This window comes from Streptomyces sp. NPDC048419 (assembly GCF_043200415.1).
GTDB lineage: Bacteria > Actinomycetota > Actinomycetes > Streptomycetales > Streptomycetaceae > Streptomyces.
The window spans coordinates 56,417-71,607 of record NZ_JBICXT010000034.1; the positions used below are offsets into that span (position 1 = coordinate 56,417).

General features: G+C 70.4%; 13 protein-coding genes and 1 pseudogene. 6 read left to right on the forward strand and 8 right to left on the reverse strand.

The features are described from left to right. Positions 1 to 82: 82 nt before the first annotated feature. Entirely contained in the window at positions 83 to 1,918 is a 1,836-nt protein-coding gene (locus ACGFYN_RS41450) for an ABC transporter ATP-binding protein (protein WP_393871182.1), read from the forward strand. A gap of 48 nt (positions 1,919 to 1,966) precedes the next feature. Continuing rightward, a complete protein-coding gene (locus tag ACGFYN_RS41455; protein ID WP_393871183.1) occupies positions 1,967 to 2,986 on the forward strand; it encodes a YihY/virulence factor BrkB family protein in 1,020 nt (339 codons plus the stop codon). 16 nt (positions 2,987 to 3,002) lie between these two features. Here the strand turns inward: ACGFYN_RS41455 and ACGFYN_RS41460 are convergent, their stop codons facing one another. Beyond that, positions 3,003 to 3,542, reverse strand: coding sequence for a YceI family protein (locus ACGFYN_RS41460; RefSeq protein WP_393871184.1), 540 nt, complete (start codon positions 3,540 to 3,542; stop codon positions 3,003 to 3,005). Between the two features lie 115 nt (positions 3,543 to 3,657). Here ACGFYN_RS41460 and sigJ point away from each other — a divergent pair, with 115 nt between their 5' ends. After that, positions 3,658 to 4,596, forward strand: a complete 939-nt coding sequence (gene sigJ / locus ACGFYN_RS41465) for an RNA polymerase sigma factor SigJ (RefSeq protein ID WP_393871185.1) — start codon at positions 3,658 to 3,660, stop codon at positions 4,594 to 4,596. 19 nt (positions 4,597 to 4,615) lie between these two features. Here the strand turns inward: sigJ and ACGFYN_RS41470 are convergent, their stop codons facing one another. From ACGFYN_RS41470 to iolC, 7 genes are read right to left on the reverse strand one after another with little or no spacing between them, the layout of a single operon-like run. Continuing rightward, positions 4,616 to 5,602 (reverse strand): glycoside hydrolase family 43 protein, encoded by a 987-nt coding sequence (locus ACGFYN_RS41470; RefSeq protein WP_393871186.1) that lies wholly within the window; start codon positions 5,600 to 5,602, stop codon positions 4,616 to 4,618. A gap of 14 nt (positions 5,603 to 5,616) precedes the next feature. Then, the gene (locus tag ACGFYN_RS41475; protein WP_393871187.1) at positions 5,617 to 6,399 is read right to left on the reverse strand and encodes a GntR family transcriptional regulator; all 783 of its coding nucleotides are present in this window, start codon (positions 6,397 to 6,399) and stop codon (positions 5,617 to 5,619) included. 32 nt (positions 6,400 to 6,431) lie between these two features. Next, positions 6,432 to 7,925, reverse strand: a complete 1,494-nt coding sequence (locus ACGFYN_RS41480) for a CoA-acylating methylmalonate-semialdehyde dehydrogenase (RefSeq protein ID WP_393871188.1) — start codon at positions 7,923 to 7,925, stop codon at positions 6,432 to 6,434. A 29-nt stretch (positions 7,926 to 7,954) separates the two neighbouring features. Further along, complete coding sequence (iolD, locus tag ACGFYN_RS41485) at positions 7,955 to 9,832, reverse strand: 3D-(3,5/4)-trihydroxycyclohexane-1,2-dione acylhydrolase (decyclizing) (protein WP_393871189.1); 1,878 nt, start codon at positions 9,830 to 9,832, stop codon at positions 7,955 to 7,957. Then, complete coding sequence (iolB, locus tag ACGFYN_RS41490) at positions 9,832 to 10,746, reverse strand: 5-deoxy-glucuronate isomerase (protein ID WP_393871190.1); 915 nt, start codon at positions 10,744 to 10,746, stop codon at positions 9,832 to 9,834. The genes iolD and iolB overlap by 1 nt, the downstream gene beginning before the upstream one ends. A gap of 27 nt (positions 10,747 to 10,773) precedes the next feature. Beyond that, entirely contained in the window at positions 10,774 to 11,661 is an 888-nt protein-coding gene (locus tag ACGFYN_RS41495) for a deoxyribose-phosphate aldolase (RefSeq protein ID WP_393871191.1), read from the reverse strand. A gap of 14 nt (positions 11,662 to 11,675) precedes the next feature. After that, positions 11,676 to 12,653 (reverse strand): 5-dehydro-2-deoxygluconokinase, encoded by a 978-nt coding sequence (gene iolC / locus ACGFYN_RS41500; RefSeq protein ID WP_393871192.1) that lies wholly within the window; start codon positions 12,651 to 12,653, stop codon positions 11,676 to 11,678. A 291-nt stretch (positions 12,654 to 12,944) separates the two neighbouring features. On the opposite strand from iolC, the gene ACGFYN_RS41505 reads away from it, so the two are divergent. The 3 genes and pseudogenes from ACGFYN_RS41505 to ACGFYN_RS41515 form a co-directional block, all read left to right on the forward strand. Beyond that, entirely contained in the window at positions 12,945 to 13,964 is a 1,020-nt protein-coding gene (locus tag ACGFYN_RS41505; RefSeq protein ID WP_393871193.1) for a sugar ABC transporter substrate-binding protein, read from the forward strand. Positions 13,965 to 13,969: 5 nt separating this feature from the next. After that, positions 13,970 to 15,040, forward strand: a complete 1,071-nt coding sequence (locus tag ACGFYN_RS41510) for an ABC transporter permease (protein ID WP_393871194.1) — start codon at positions 13,970 to 13,972, stop codon at positions 15,038 to 15,040. A 4-nt stretch (positions 15,041 to 15,044) separates the two neighbouring features. After that, positions 15,045 to 15,191: pseudogene (locus ACGFYN_RS41515) on the forward strand (sugar ABC transporter ATP-binding protein); the annotation flags it as partial.

A 15,191-nucleotide genomic window follows, 5' to 3' on the forward strand; every position in this document is an offset into this window, starting at 1 on the left:
AAAACGCTTGGACTGCGCACCCGCCGTCGCGGGACACTCCCATCCTTGTCTGCCCGGATTGCCACGACCAGACAGGATCGGGATGGGATTACCTGAATCGCGTGAAATTCCGCCGCGCAGGGGCTCCGTGCACCTGGCGCTTCGTTACTACGGACGGGAGTTGGCCCGGCTGCGGCTGCTGACAGTGCCCGCGATGCTGCTGCCGGCAGTGGGCAACATCGGGATCAACTACGTCGCACCGCTGGTCGTCGCCAAGCTCGTCAGCCGTATCGCCGCGGACGGCGGCACCGACGTCGGGTCCGCTCTGCCCTACGTCCTCGGCTTCGCCTGCATCCTGCTGCTGGCGGAGGTGCTGTGGCGGATCGGCCTGCACTGTCTGAACCGCCTCGACGCCCGCGGTGTCGAGCAGCTGTATGTCATCGGGATGGACGAGCTGTTCGCCAAGGACGCCGCGTTCTTCCACGACAACTTCGCCGGGGCGCTGACCAAGCGGGTGCTGTCCTTCGCGTCGCGCTTCGAGGACTTCGCGGACACGCTGACGTTCAACGTGCTGGGCAGCGTCGTACCGCTGGCGTTCGGATCGATCGTGCTGTGGCGCTACGAACCCCTGCTCGTCGTCGGCCTGTTGGCGATGATCGCGCTGACGGCCGTGTGCGTCGCGCCGCTCATCCGGCGCCGTCAGGCGCTGGTCGACCAGCGCGAGGAGGCCATCGCCCGGGTGTCGGGGCACGTCGCCGACAGCCTGATGAACATGGACACGGTGCGCGCCTTCGCCGCCGAGCCCATGGAGGCCGCCGAGCACCGGCGCCGCGTCGCCCAGTCGCGCCGCCTCATGCTGAAGTCGTGGGACTACGGCAACCTGCGCATCGACACGCTGGTCGCACCGATGTCCGTCCTGACCAACGTGCTGGGCCTGCTGCTCGCGGTCGCGCTCAGCGGGGGCGGACACGGCGTGGAGGCCGTCGTCGTCGCCTTCACCTACTACACCAACGCGACGAAGATCATGTTCGACTTCAACCAGATCTACCGTCGCCTGGAGAGCTCGATGACGGAGGCCGCGCAGTTCACGGAGCTGCTGCTGGCCAAGCCGACCGTGCTCGACCCCGCGGAACCGAAGCCGCTGCTGCCCGGGCCCGCAGATGTCCGCTTCGAGCGCGTGACCTTCGCCCACGGGGGAGCGGACCCGCTCTTCAAGGACCTGGAGCTGGCCGTGCCCAGCGGGACGAAGATCGGACTCGTCGGCCGGTCCGGCGGCGGCAAGACCACACTGACCCGGCTGCTGCTGCGGATGACGGACGTCCAGGGTGGCCGGATCCTGATCGGCGGCCAGGACATCACCACACTGCGCCAGGCCGACCTGCGCGGCCTGATCGCCTACGTGCCGCAGGACCCGGCCATGTTCCACCGCACCCTGCGCGACAACATCGCCTTCGCCCGGCCGGACGCCACCGACGCCGAGATCCGGCGCGCGGCCGAGGCGGCGCACGTCACGGAGTTCGCCGACGCGCTGCCGGACGGTTTCGACACGATGGTCGGCGAGCGGGGCATCAAACTCTCCGGCGGCCAGCGCCAGCGGGTCGCGCTGGCCCGGGCGATCCTGCGTGACGCACCGGTCCTGCTGCTCGACGAGGCGACCAGCGCCCTGGACTCGGAGAGCGAGATCCTCGTCCAGGCGGCGCTGTGGCGGCTCATGGAGGGGCGTACGGCGCTGGTGGTGGCGCACCGGCTGAGCACGGTCGCCACCATGGACCGGCTCGTGGTCCTGGACCGCGGCCGGATCGTGGAACAGGGCAGCCACCAGGAGCTGCTCACGGCCGAGGGCGCGTACGCGAAGCTGTGGCAGCACCAGTCGGGCGGCTTCCTCGCCGAAAGCCCAGAGGCCGACACCAACCAGTTCGACCGTTTCGCGACGGGGTGAGGGGAAACCCGTCGATCTGATGAGGAACTGCAAGAGAAGTCGCGAGCCATGAGATTTCTCGAGCGTGTCGACGGCTTTCAGCGGCGTCACCGCTGGGTGGGTCTGCCGCTGGCCGTCGTGTACAAGTTCTACGACGACCAGGCCGCATACCTCGCGGCGCTCCTCACCTACTACGGCTTCCTCTCCCTCTTCCCGCTGCTCCTCATCCTCGTCGCCGTCCTGAGCACCTTCCTCAGCGACGATCCCGCCCTACGGCAGCGGGTCCTGGACTCGGCGCTCGGCGAGTTCCCGGTCATCGGCGACCAGCTCGGCGAGAACATCCACTCGTTCCACAGCAGCGGTGTCGCCCTCGCCGTGGGTATCGCGGGCAGTCTCTACGGCTCGCTCGGTGTCGCCCAGGCAGCGCAGTACGCCCTGAACAAGATCTGGGCAGTGCCCCGGCACGCGCGCCCGGACCCGTTCCACTCGCGGCTGAAGGGCCTGGTGTTCCTGCTGATCCTGGCACTCGGGCTGTGTGCGTTCACCCTGCTGTCGGTGGCGGCCTCGCAGAGCTACGTGTTCGGCGTACGGCTGAGGGGTGGCACCTGGATCGCCGCCACGGCGGCATCCGTGTGCCTCAACACCCTTCTGCTGCTCGCCAGTTACAAGCTGCTGACCCACCGGACGCTGCCGCTGCGCCGACTGGCCGCGGTCGCGCTGGGCGGAGCCTGCGCGTGGCAGGCGCTGCAATGGGTCGGCACCTATTACGTCAGCCACGTCCTGCGCGGGACCACCGCCACCTACGGCCTGTTCGGCATCGTCCTGGGCCTGATCGCCTGGCTCTACGTCGGAGCACTGATCTTCATCACGGCGGCCGAGGTGGGGGCCGTACGGGTCATGCACCTGTGGCCCCGCAGCCTGCTGACGCCGTTCACGGACCGGGTCAACCTGAGCCCGGCCGACCGCCGCGCCTACCGCTCGTACGCCGCCACGGAGGCCTTCAAGGGGTTCCAGAAGGTGCGGGTGCGCTTCGATCCACCACCACCGTCGAAGCCCCGGAGCGACAAGACGCCCGACGACACCTCCTGAAGGTGGGAGTGCGGGGCTACGGCCGCCTCGCCGCGACCTCGAACTCCAGCGTCACCTTCCTGGCGACCATCCCCCTGCCCCAGCTGATCCCCCACTCCGTGCGGTCGATCGTCGCCCGGCCGGTGAAACCGACGCGGGAGCCGCCCGGCGCGTCGTTCTCTGCGCCGGTCAGCCGGAGTCGCACGGTGACGGGCCTGGTCACGCCGCGGACGGTGAGGCCGCCGGTGACGTCGAAATCGGTGTCGGCGACGCGTTCCACGCCCGTCGACTCGAAGGTGATCACCGGGTGGTCGTCCGCCGCGAGGAAGTCGCCGCTGCGCAGGTGGTCGTCGCGTTTTTGGTGGTGGGTCCGGATGCTCCGTGCCTGGATGGTGAGCCGCGCGCCGGACCTCGACGGGGCGCCGGCGTCCAGGTGCGCGCTGCCCTCGAAGTCGTCGAAGTGGCCGCGTACCTTGACGAGCAGTGCGGCCCGGCCGGCGAAGGCGAGCCGCGTACGGGTGGTGTCGAGGACGTAGTCGCCGGTCAGCTCGGGGCCGGCGTGGATCGTGGTCGTCATGGTCGGTACGACGGGACAGCGCCGCGGAATGTGAGGTGGAGAACGCGGCTCACACTTCACCGCGCTGTGTCGTCGAACCCGTGAGGACCGATCCGACCGAGGGAGCCGCCGCACCATGACCAGCCAGTCCGAGCCAGGAGACGGCTCGCCCGACCCGAGCCTGACCGCGGTGATGAGTGAGCGCCGGCAGCTGATCAACGTCGCGTACCGGCTGCTCGGTTCGCCGGCGGACGCCGAGGACGTGGTCCAGGAGACCTACGCCCGCTGGTACGCCATGTCCGCGCGGCAGCAGCAGGCCGTCGCCTCGCCCGGCGCCTGGCTGACGAAGGTCGCCGGCCGTATCTGCCTCGATCTGCTGCGCTCGGCGCGGGTCCGGCGCGAGAGCTACGTCGGCGAGTGGATTCCGGAGCCGCTGCCCGGCCGCACGGAGTGGATCACCGGGTGGTCCGGCGGCACCGGCGCCGACCCCGCCGACCGGGTCACCCTCGACGAGTCGCTCAGCATGGCCTTCCTCGTCGTGCTCGAATCGTTGACCCCGGCTCAGCGCGTGGCGTTCATCCTGCACGACGTCTTCCGCTATCCCTTCGCCGACGTCGCCGAGATCGTCGGCCGGACACCGGCGGCCTGCCGCCAGCTGGCCACCTCGGCGCGGCGCCGTATCAGCGACTCGCAGACGCCGGCGACCGCGGCAGCCGCCCGCCCGGACGTCGTCAGGGCCTTCAAGGAGGCGTGGGAGGCCAAGGACATCGACGCCCTCATCGGCGTCCTCGACCCCGACGCCACGGCGATCGGCGACGGCGGCGGTCTCGTCAGCGCCGAGCTCGAGCCGGTCCACGGCAGCGGTCGCATCGCCCGCCGTATGGTCGAACTCATGGACCGGGCACCGGACCTGACGCTCCTGGAGCGCACGGTCAACGGACAGCCCGGCCTGGTCGCGCAACAGGGCGACGCGATCGTGGTGGTGATCGCGTTCGGCCTCGTGGGCGACCGGATCAGGTCCATCTGGGCGGTGCGCAACCCCGAGAAGCTCAGGCCCTGGACGACGGCGGGCTGACACGCCCCGGCTCCACCCGTCAGCCGCCGCCGTCGAGGTCGTCGCGCCGCCGCAGCACCCGGAGCTCATGCCCGTCGAGCCGCATCTCGTACAGCTTTCCCCGAGCGTTGTCGAAGGGGCGGTGCAGGATCATCATCAGCCGGCCGTCGAAGGTGTGGAACAGCATGCCGTGCCCGCTGTCCTCGCGGACCAGCGGTCGCTGCTGCCGCCAAGGTCCGGCCAGCTCACCGGACCTGGAGACCGCGTACGTCTGCACATAGCCGCCGCTGACGGTGCCGTCCTGACCCGCCACGTTCTTCTCGTACGTCGACCACAGCATGAGCAGCGACCCGTCCGGGGCGCGGTGCAGCTGGGGGCCGTCGGTGATGTACGGCGCGAGCTGGTGCGGGACACCGGCCGGGATCTGCTCGCCGAGCCAGAAGGCGTCCGAGGCCTTGAAGAGGAAGACCGGGTCGCCGATCGTCGCGGTCAGGTCCGGGGCGAGCCGGATCGCCTCCATGGTGCCGTCGATCGTCTGCAGCCACTCGTGCGCGTACACCATCCACGGCTGCCCGGACGGGTCGACGTACAGCGTGCCGTCGAGCGTCATCAGATGCGCGGGCGGGGTGGGGCGCGACGGGTCGACGACGGTGAAGGGGCCCAGCAGCGAGTCGGACACGGCGGTGACCGTGCCGCGCATGTGGTTGCGCAGCTGGAACGGCGTGCCGTACCGGTCGGCCGCCGGTACCGGCAGCGGTCTGTCCTCGTTGTGCAGCGTGGTGAACAGGTAGTACCTGCCGCCCAGTTGATGCACCTCGGGGGCCCAGCCGCCGTCGCTCGCCCAGAGCTGCGGCCGGCCGTCCGTCCGGAAGACCACGACGGGGGGCAGCCAGTCACGCAGGTCCTGGCTGCGGTAGACCATCGTGCCGGTAGCCTCCACGCCCGACACGGAAGGGTCGTTGGAGGTGTAGAGGTGGTAGGTACGGGTCCCGGCGTCGGCGACGACGAACGGGTCGTGCAGCGGCATGTCCGGCAGCCGCATCACCGGCTGACCAGCAGCTGGAAGTCGAACGCGTACCGCGACGCCCGGTAGATGTGCGTCCCGTACTCGACCGGGCGGCCGGTGTCGTCGTACGCCGTGCGCTGCATGGTCAGCAGGGCGGCGCCCTCCTTCTCGTCGAGCCGGCCCGCCTCGCCGGCGGTGGCGGAGCGGGCGCCGATGGTCTGGCGGGCGCTGTGCAGGGTGATGCCGGCACCGCGCATCATCCGGTACAGGCCCGTCGACTCCAGGCGGCCGGTGTCCAGGTCGAGCAGGGTCGCGGGCAGGTAGTTGCACAGCAGCGCGACCGGCTGGCCATGGGTCAGGCGCAGCCGTTCCAGGACGATCACCTCGCCGCCCTCCGCGATGCCGAGCGCGGCCGCGACGTCCGGGGACGCCGGTACGCGCTCGTTGCGGACGACCTGCGTGGTCGGGCCCTGCCCGGCCGCCTCCAGGTCGTCGTAGAGGCTGCTGAGTTCGAGGGGGCGTTTGACCTGGCTGTGCACCACCTGCGTGCCGACGCCGCGACGGCGTACCAGCAGGCCCTTGTCGACCAGGGACTGGATGGCCTGGCGGACGGTCGGCCGGGACAGGCCGAGCCGGGTGGAGAGGTCGATCTCGTTGCCCAGAAGGTTTCCCGGGGCGAGGACCCCGTGTTCGATCGCCGCCTCCAGCTGCTGTGCGAGCTGGTAGTACAGCGGCACCGGACTGCCCCGGTCCAGGGCGAAGTCCAGCGAGTCGAGTGCGGCCGTCGCGTTACGTGCGGTGGCGCCGGTCCTCGCCATGGCGTACCTCCCTCTGGTCAATTGACGTCGCGTCAGGAGTGGCTGGGGAAGCCGAGGTTGATGCCCGCGTCGGCCGGGTCCGGCCAGCGCGTGGTGATCACCTTGCCCTGGGTGTAGAAGGCGACGCCGTCGTTGCCGTAGATGTGCAGGTCGCCGAAGAGGGAGTCCTTCCAGCCGCCGAAGGAGTGGTAGCCGACGGGCACCGGGATCGGCACGTTCACGCCGACCATGCCCGCCTTCACCTCCAGCTGGAAGCGCCGGGCGGCGCCGCCGTCCCGGGTGAAGATCGCGGTGCCGTTGCCCCAGCGGGAGTCGTTGATCAGCTTGATGGCCTCGTCGTACGTCTCCGCGCGCACCACGACCAGCACCGGGCCGAAGATCTCGTCCCGGTACGCGTCCGCCGTCAGCGGCACCTTGTCCAGGAGCGACACACCGAGGAAGAAGCCGTCCTCGTGGCCCTGGACCGCGTAGCCGGTGCCGTCCACGACGACCTCGGCGCCCTGCCCGGCGGCCGACGCCACGTACGAGGCCACCTTGTCCCGGTGCTCGCGGGTGATCAGCGGGCCCATCTCGGAGGCTGGGTCGTTGCCGGGGCCGATACGCAGGTTCTTCGCGCGCTCGGCGATCTTGCCGACCAGTTCGTCGCCGGTGCCGCCGACGGCGACGACGACCGACACGGCCATGCAGCGCTCGCCCGCGGAGCCGTACGCCGCGTTGATCGCCTGGTCGGCGGCGAAGTCGAGGTCGGCGTCGGGCAGGACCAGCATGTGGTTCTTGGCGCCGCCGAGCGCCTGCACGCGCTTGCCGTGCTCAACCGCCTTGAGCTGGATGTACTTTGCGATCGGCGTCGAGCCGACGAAGGAGACGGCCTCGACGTCCGGGTGCTCCAGGAGGCGGTCCACGGCGACCTTGTCGCCCTGCACGACGTTCAGCACACCGTCGGGCAGACCGGCCTCGGAGGCCAGTTCGGCCAGCCGGAAGGAGGCCGAGGGATCCTTCTCGCTCGGCTTGAGCACGAAGGTGTTGCCGCACGCGATGGCGATCGGGAACATCCACATCGGCACCATGGCGGGGAAGTTGAACGGCGTGATGCCCGCGACGACACCCAGCGGCTGGCGGATCGAGGCCACGTCGACGCGGGTGGAGACCTGTGTCGACAGCTCGCCCTTCAGCTGCACGCTGATGCCGCAGGCCAGTTCGACGATCTCCATGCCGCGCGCGACCTCGCCGAGCGCGTCGGAGTGCACCTTGCCGTGCTCGGCGGTGATCAGCTCGGCGATCTCGTCGCGGTGGGCGTCAAGCAGTTCGCGGTACTTGAACAGGATCGCGGTGCGCTTGGCGAGCGAGGCGTCGCCCCAGCTCTCGAACGCGGCCTTGGCGGAGGCGACGGCGGCGTCCACGTCGTCGACGCCCGCGAACGCGACCTGCTTCTCCTGTGCGCCGGTCGCCGGGTCGTAGACGGCGCCGTAGCGGCCGGAGGCGGACTCGACGGGCTTGCCGCCGATCCAGTGGGTGATGGTCTTCACGGTACAAGTGCCTTTCGGATACGGGGAGTTCAGAGGTGGCGGCGCCGGTCGGCGGCCTGCCGGTCGTACTCCTCGCGGGCCTGTACGGCGGCCGCGCGGGAGGCGGTCTCGGCGACCGGCACGTCCCACCACGCCTCGGCCGGGGGAGCGGCCGGGCCGGCGGTGTCGGTCTCGACGTAGACGCAGGTGGGGCGGTCCGAGGCGCGGGCCGTGGCGAGCGCCTCGCGCAGTTCGCGGACCGTCTTGGCCCGCAGGACGTCCATCCCGAGGCTGCCCGCGTTGGCGGCGAGGTCGACGGGGAGCGGGGCGCCGGAGAAGGTTCCGTCGGCGGCCCGGTAGCGGTAGGCGGTGCCGAAGCGCTCGCCGCCGACCGTCTCGGACAGGCCGCCGATGGAGGCGTACCCGTGGTTCTGCAGCAGGACGAGGTTGACGGGCAGGCCCTCCTGGACGGCCGTGACGATCTCGGTCGGCATCATCAGATAGGTGCCGTCGCCGACCAGCGCCCACACCGGGGTGCCGGGCGCTGCCTGCTGGACGCCGATGGCGGCCGGGATCTCGTAGCCCATGCAGGAGTAGCCGTACTCCAGGTGGTACTGGCGCCTGCCACGCGCCCGCCAGAGTTTGTGCAGGTCGCCGGGGAGCGAGCCGGCCGCGTTGATCACCACGTCGTCGTCGCCGACGACGGCGTCCAGGGCGCCGAGCACCTGCGACTGGGACGGCACGCCGTTGTCGTCGGCGGCGGTGTAGGCCGCCTCGACGACCCGCTCCCAACTCGCCTTGCCGGCGCGGTACTCGGCCTCGTACTCGATGTCGACGTGGTGGTCGGACAACCCCTCCAGCAGCGCCGTCAGGCCCGCCCGGGCGTCGCAGACGAGAGTGCGCGCCGCCAGCTTGTGGGCGTCGAACGCGGCGATGTTGAGGTTGACGAACCGCACGTCCGGGTTCTGGAAGAGGGTGTGGGAGGCGGTGGTGAAGTCGGTGTAGCGGGTGCCGACGCCGATGACGAGGTCGGCGGTGCGCGCTGTGGCGTCGCTGACCGCGGTGCCGGTGTGGCCGATGCCGCCGAGGTCGGCGGGGTGGTCGTGGCGCAGCGCGCCCTTGCCCGCCTGGGTGGAGGCGACCGGGATGCCCGTGGCGTCCACCAGGGCCTTCAGCGCCTCCTCGGCCCGGCTGTGGTGCACGCCGCCGCCCGCGACGATCAGCGGGCGCTCGGCGGCCCGGATCGCCCACAGTGCCTCGGCCAGCTCGACCGGGTCGGGCGCGGGACGCCGTACGTGCCAGACGCGCTCGGCGAAGAACTCCTCCGGCCAGTCGTACGCCTCGGCCTGCACGTCCTGGGGGAGGGCCAGGGTGACCGCGCCGGTCTCGGCGGGGTCGGCGAGGACCCGCATGGCGTTCAGGGCCGAGGGGATGAGGGCCTCGGGGCGGGTGACGCGGTCGAAGTAGCGGGAGACCGGCCGCAGGGTGTCGTTGACCGAGACGTCCGCCTCGGTGGGGTGCTCCAGCTGCTGCAGCAGCGGGTCGGCCGCACGGGTGGCGAAGTAGTCGCCGGGCAGGAGCAGCACCGGGATGCGGTTGATGGTGGCGAGGGCGGCGCCGGTGACCAGGTTGGTGGCACCGGGTCCGATGGAGGTGGTGACCGCCTGCGCGGAGAGGCGGTCGAGGTGGCGGGCGTGGCCGACGGCCGCGTGCACCATGGCCTGCTCGTTGCGGCCCTGGTGGAAGGGCATCGTCTGCTCGCCGGCCTCCAGCAGGGCCTGGCCGATCCCGGCGACGTTGCCGTGGCCGAAGATGCCCCAGGTGCCCGCGATCAGCCGGTGGCGTACGCCGTCGCGCTCGGTGTACTGGACGGACAGGAACCGCACCAGGGCCTGGGCGACGGTCAGGCGGTGGGTGGGGGTGCTCATCAGGACTGCTCCGGTGCCGTGTAGAGGGGGAGACGGGGGTCGACGGGCTGCTCGGGCCAGGTGCCGCGGACCCAGGCGTGGTCCGGGTGGTCGCAGATCAGCCAGGCGCGCTCGGGCTCGGGGCCCGCCATGACGTTGAGGTAGTACATGTGGTGGCCGGGCACCGCCATGGACGGTCCGTGCCAACCGTCGGGAATCAGCACGACGTCGCCGCCGCGCACCTCGGCCAGGACGTCGGTGCCCCGGCCGTGCCCGGAGGGCGAGACGCGCTGGTAGCCGAGGCCGGGGATGCCCTCGTGGTCGGCGAACTCGAAGTAGTAGATCTCTTCGAGCACGGATTCTTCGCCGGGCCGGTGCTCGTCGTGCTTGTGCGGCGGGAAGGAGGACCAGTTGCCGCCCGGGGTGATCACCTCGACGGCGATGAGCTTGTCGCACTCGAAACCCTGTCCGTCAGCGCCTCCGGCGCGGGCGGCCGCGCCGAAGTTGTTGACCTGCCGGGAGGAGTTGCCGGTGCCGCGCAGCTCCACCGGCACGGACGAGGCCGGGCCGTAGCGGGCGGGCAGCCGCCGGGTGCAGCGGGCCCCGGTGAACGCGAACCGCCCGCCGCCGGCGGACGTGACCGTCGTACGGGCGTCCCTGGGCACGTAGGCGAAGTCGGTGACGCCGCTGAAGACGCCCTCGCGGCCGGTGAGTTCGAAGGTGTCATGGCCGAAGTCGTCGTCGGCGGCGACCGTGCAGCCGCCGCTGAGCGGCAGCACGATCCACTCGCTGTCGCCGGTGTCGAAGGTGTGTGTGCCGCCCGGCGGCAGTTCCAGGACGCGCAGGCTGGAGTAGCCCCAGCCGGCCTTCTCGGGCGAGACGTCCACGACGTAGGGGCCGCCGAGGGCCTTGCCTGCGGGAAGGTGATACGTCATTGCGTTCCTCCGTGTCACAACGCCAGGTCACAACAGGCCGACGGCCGTGTCCACCGCGGTCTCCACACTGCCCTCGGCCGGGTAGAGCAGCGAGCGGCCCACGACCAGGCCCTGCACGGTCGGCAGCGCGAGGGCCTTCCGCCACCGCTCGTACGCGTCTGCCTGATCCGCTGCCGAGTCCCCCACTTCGCCGCCCAGCAGTACGGCCGGAAGTGTGGAGGTCTCCAGGACCTCGCGCATGTCGTCCGCGTCCTCGGTCACAGGCAGCTTCAGCCAGGTGTAGGCCGAGGTGCCGCCCAGGCCCGAGGCGATGGCGACGGACCTGGTGACCGCCTCGGCGGACAGGTCGTTGGTGACCTTCCCCGCGATCCGGCGGGAGATGAACGGCTCGATGAACACCGGGAGGCGGCGGGCCGCCATGTCGTCGACCGCGCGTGCGGTCGACTCCAGGGTGGTCAGCGAGCCCGGGTCGGCGTAGTCGATGCGCAGCAGCAGCTTGCCCGCGTCGAAGCACATGCGCTCGATGTCCTGCGGGCGGTGGCCGGTGAAGCGGTCGTCGAGCTCGAAGCTCGCGCCCTGGAGGCCGCCGCGGTTCAGCGAGCCCATGACGACCTTGTCCTCCAGCGCGCCGAGCAGGAGCAGGTCCTCCAGGATGTCGGCGGTGGCCAGCACCCCGTCCACGCCCGGCCGGGACAGCGCGAGGCACAGGCGCTCCAGCAGGTCGGCGCGGCCGGCCATGGCGAGCCGGCGGTCGCCGACGCCGAGCGCGCCGCGGGCGGGGTGGTCGGCGGCCACGATCATCAGCCGACCGGACCCGCCCACGAGCGGGCGGCGGGTGCGCCGGGCCGCCGCTTCGGCGACGGCCTCGGGATGGCGGGCCCTGACCGAGACGAGGTCGGGGATGCTGAGGGTCAACAGGGGGCTCCGTTTCAGGCGGCGGTGCGCGCGAGGAGGTCTTCGACCTCGGCCTCGGTGGGCATCGCGGAGGAACAGGCGAGTCGGGACGCGACCAGGGCGCCGGCCGCGTTGGCGTGCCGCACGGTGTCGGCCAGTTCCCGCCCGGACAGCAGCCCGTGCACGAGGGAGCCGCCGAAGGCGTCGCCGGCACCGAGGCCGTTGGCCACCTCCACCGGCATCGGCGGAGCCTCGGCGGTGGTGCCGTCGCGGTGCATCGCGAGCACGCCCTTGGGGCCCTGCTTGACCACCGCCAGCTCCACGCCCGCCGCCAGCAGCGCCTCGGCGCACGCCTGCGGTTCGCGGAAACCGGTGGCCACCTCGCACTCGTCGAGGTTGCCGACGGCGACCGTGGAGTGCCGCAGCGCCTCCTCGTAGTACGGGCGGGCCTGGTCGGGGTCCTTCCAGGCCGAGTCGCTCCACAGCTCGGGGCGCCAGTCCAGGTCGAAGACCGTGGTGCCGGCCTTGTCGCGGGCCTTGAGGGCGGCGAGCGTGGCCGAGCGGCTGGGCTCCTCGCTCAGCCCGGTGCCGGTGATCCAGAGGACCCGAGTCGCCCGAATGGCGAAGAAGTCCAGCTCCTCGGTGTGTATCTCCAGGTCAGGCGCCTTAGGCTGCCGGTAGAAGTACAGAGGGAAGTCGTCCGGCGGAAAGATCTCGCAGAAGGTCACCGGCGTCGGACGGGCGGCGACGGGCGCGACCCAGCGGTCGTCGACGCCGAACTCCTTCAGCGCCTGGTGCAGATAGGTGCCGAAGGGGTCGTCGCCGGTGCGGGTGATCACCGCCGTGGACCGGCCGAGCCGGGCCGCGGCGACCGCCACGTTTGCGGCCGAGCCACCCAGGAACTTGCCGAAGGTTTCGACCTGGGCCAGGGGCACCCCCGACTGGAGGGGGTAGAGATCGACTCCGATTCGGCCCATCGTGATCAGGTCGAAGGGCCTGGCTGACTCGGTCATGCGCGACGCTCCTCGAGCTGGATCGGGGATGCGGGACCCGCAGGGGCTGCCGCATCCCAGGTGTAGGCCTCGAAGGGCGGCGCTGTCAATAGTTTGTACTTACATTCGGACCTGACGGTGAGATGATGTCTTAACAAAGTATTGACAGCGGACCCAGCCAGCGGTTTGATCCCGTCCCAGGCCGACCGCCGCGTTTGCGGCAGACGTCCGGGGCATGCCAAGATCCCGGGTTCGGATCTTCGAGATCCCCTTCTCCTTTCCCCCGCAACGCACAGTGAGGTGCCAGGAAAGATGGACCGCGTTTCTCATTCCCGCTCCCGCAGACTCGTCCCCGTCGTCGCGGTGGCCGCGGCTGCAGCCCTGACCCTCGCCGGCTGCTCCAGCAGCTCCGGGGGCAAGAAGTCCGAGGAGGGTGGCGGCAACGCCTCGGCGGGCAAGGCCACCACGCCCCGCATGACCGTCGCACTGGTCACGCATCAGGCGCCCGGCGACACCTTCTGGGACATCGTCCGCAAGGGTGCCGAGGCCGCCGCCGCCAAGGACAACATCAAGCTGATCTACTCGCACGACCCGAACGCGGGCAACCAGTCCAACCTGGTGCAGAACGCGGTCGACCAGAAGGTCGACGGCATCGCGGTCACCCTCGCCAAGCCCGACGCCCTCAAGGGCGTCATCGGCAAGGCGAAGGCGGCGAACATACCCGTCGTGGGCCTGAACTCCGGCGTGAGCGACTGGAAGAAGCTCGGCCTGATGTCGTTCTTCGGCCAGGACGAGAGCGTCGCGGGCGAGGCCTTCGGCAAGAAGCTCAACGAGGTCGGCGCCAAGCACGTCGTCTGCGTCATCCAGGAGCAGGGCAACGTCGGCCTCACCCAGCGCTGCGACGGTGTGAAGAAGACCTTCTCCGGCAAGACCGAGGTTCTCAACGTCAACGGCACCGACATGCCGTCGGTGAAGTCGACGATCACCGCCAAGCTCAAGCAGGACTCCTCGATCGACTACGTCGCCGCACTCGGCGCGCCGTACGCGCTGACGGCCGTGCAGTCGGTGTCCGACGCGGCCAGCAAGGCGAAGATCGCGACCTTCGACCTCAACAAGGACCTCACCAGCGCCATCAGCAAGGGCACGATCCAGTTCGCGGTGGACCAGCAGCCCTATCTGCAGGGCTACCTCGCGATCGACTCGCTGTGGCTCTACAAGAACAACGGCAACTACATGGGCGGCGGGGAGGCGCCGGTGCTGACCGGTCCCGCGTTCGTCGACAAGTCCAACGTCGAGGCCGTCTCCCAGTTCGCCGCGAAGGGCACCCGGTGACGAGCATGACCCAACACGCTGAGCCGGCGGTGACCACACCGCCGGCCTCCGGCCCCAAGCCGGCCGACGGCCGCACGGGCCAACGATCGCTGCTCGTCAGGACGTTGGCCCGGCCCGAGGTGGGCGTCTTCCTCGGCGCCATCGCGGTCTACGTCTTCTTCCTGATCGCGGCGCCCCCGGTACGGGAAGCCAGCGCCATGGCGAACATCCTGTACCAGTCCTCCACCCTCGGCATCGTGACCATCCCGGTGGCGCTGCTGATGATCGGCGGGGAGTTCGACCTGTCCGCCGGTGTCGGGGTGATCACCTCGGCGCTGACCGCGAGCATGCTCGCCTATCAGCTGACCATGAACGTCTGGGTCGGCGTCGTCGCCGCCCTGGCCGTGTCGCTGGCGATCGGCTTCTTCAACGGCTGGATGGTCGTCAAGACCGGCCTGCCCAGCTTCCTGGTCACGCTGGGCACCTTCCTGATCCTCCAGGGCGTCAACCTCGCGGTGACCAAGCTGGTCACTGACAACGTCGCCACCGACGACATCAGCAACATGGACGGGTTCGACCAGGCCAGAAAGGTCTTCGCCTCGTCCTTCGACATCGGCGGTGTCCAGGTGAAGATCACCGTGTTCTGGTGGATCCTGTTCGCGATCATCGCCACCTGGCTGCTGACGCGCACCAAGTACGGCAACTGGATCTTCGCGGTCGGCGGCAACAAGGAAAGCGCCCGCGCCGTCGGTGTCCCGGTGGCGTTCACGAAGATCTCGCTGTTCATGCTGGTCGGCGTCGGCGCCTGGTTCGTCGGCATGCACCAGCTGTTCACCTTCAACACCGTGCAGTCCGGCGAGGGCGTCGGCATCGAGCTGATCTACATCTCCGGCGCGGTGATCGGCGGCTGCCTGCTGACCGGCGGCTACGGCACCGCGATCGGCCCCGTCTTCGGCGCCTTCATGTTCGGCATGGTCCAGCAGGGCATCGTCTACGCCGGCTGGAACCCTGACTGGTTCAAGGCATTCCTCGGCGTCATGCTCCTGGGCGCCGTCCTGATCAATCTGTGGGTCCAGCGCACCATGACCCGGAGGTGACCCGATGAGTGACAAGAACACCGAAACCCACGGCGCGATCATCGCGGACCCCGAGGGCGAGGGCGGCGACGTGGTCGTCGAACTGCGCAACGCGGGCAAGTCCTACGGCAACATCCGCGCCCTGCACGGGGTGAGCCTTGAGGTCCGCCCC

Excerpts from the sequence above, each read along its gene's own strand:
- ACGFYN_RS41450 (WP_393871182.1), top strand. The coding sequence starts at position 83 with ATGGGATTACCTGAATCGCGTGAAATTCCGCCGCGCAGGGGCTCCGTG.
- ACGFYN_RS41455 (WP_393871183.1), top strand. The coding sequence starts at position 1,967 with ATGAGATTTCTCGAGCGTGTCGACGGCTTTCAGCGGCGTCACCGCTGG.
- ACGFYN_RS41460 (WP_393871184.1), bottom strand. The coding sequence starts at position 3,542 with ATGACGACCACGATCCACGCCGGCCCCGAGCTGACCGGCGACTACGTC.
- sigJ (WP_393871185.1), top strand. The coding sequence starts at position 3,658 with ATGACCAGCCAGTCCGAGCCAGGAGACGGCTCGCCCGACCCGAGCCTG.
- ACGFYN_RS41470 (WP_393871186.1), bottom strand. The coding sequence starts at position 5,602 with ATGCCGCTGCACGACCCGTTCGTCGTCGCCGACGCCGGGACCCGTACC.
- ACGFYN_RS41475 (WP_393871187.1), bottom strand. The coding sequence starts at position 6,399 with ATGGCGAGGACCGGCGCCACCGCACGTAACGCGACGGCCGCACTCGAC.
- iolD (WP_393871189.1), bottom strand. The coding sequence starts at position 9,832 with ATGAGCACCCCCACCCACCGCCTGACCGTCGCCCAGGCCCTGGTGCGG.
- iolB (WP_393871190.1), bottom strand. The coding sequence starts at position 10,746 with ATGACGTATCACCTTCCCGCAGGCAAGGCCCTCGGCGGCCCCTACGTC.
- iolC (WP_393871192.1), bottom strand. The coding sequence starts at position 12,653 with ATGACCGAGTCAGCCAGGCCCTTCGACCTGATCACGATGGGCCGAATC.
- ACGFYN_RS41505 (WP_393871193.1), top strand. The coding sequence starts at position 12,945 with ATGGACCGCGTTTCTCATTCCCGCTCCCGCAGACTCGTCCCCGTCGTC.
- ACGFYN_RS41510 (WP_393871194.1), top strand. The coding sequence starts at position 13,970 with ATGACCCAACACGCTGAGCCGGCGGTGACCACACCGCCGGCCTCCGGC.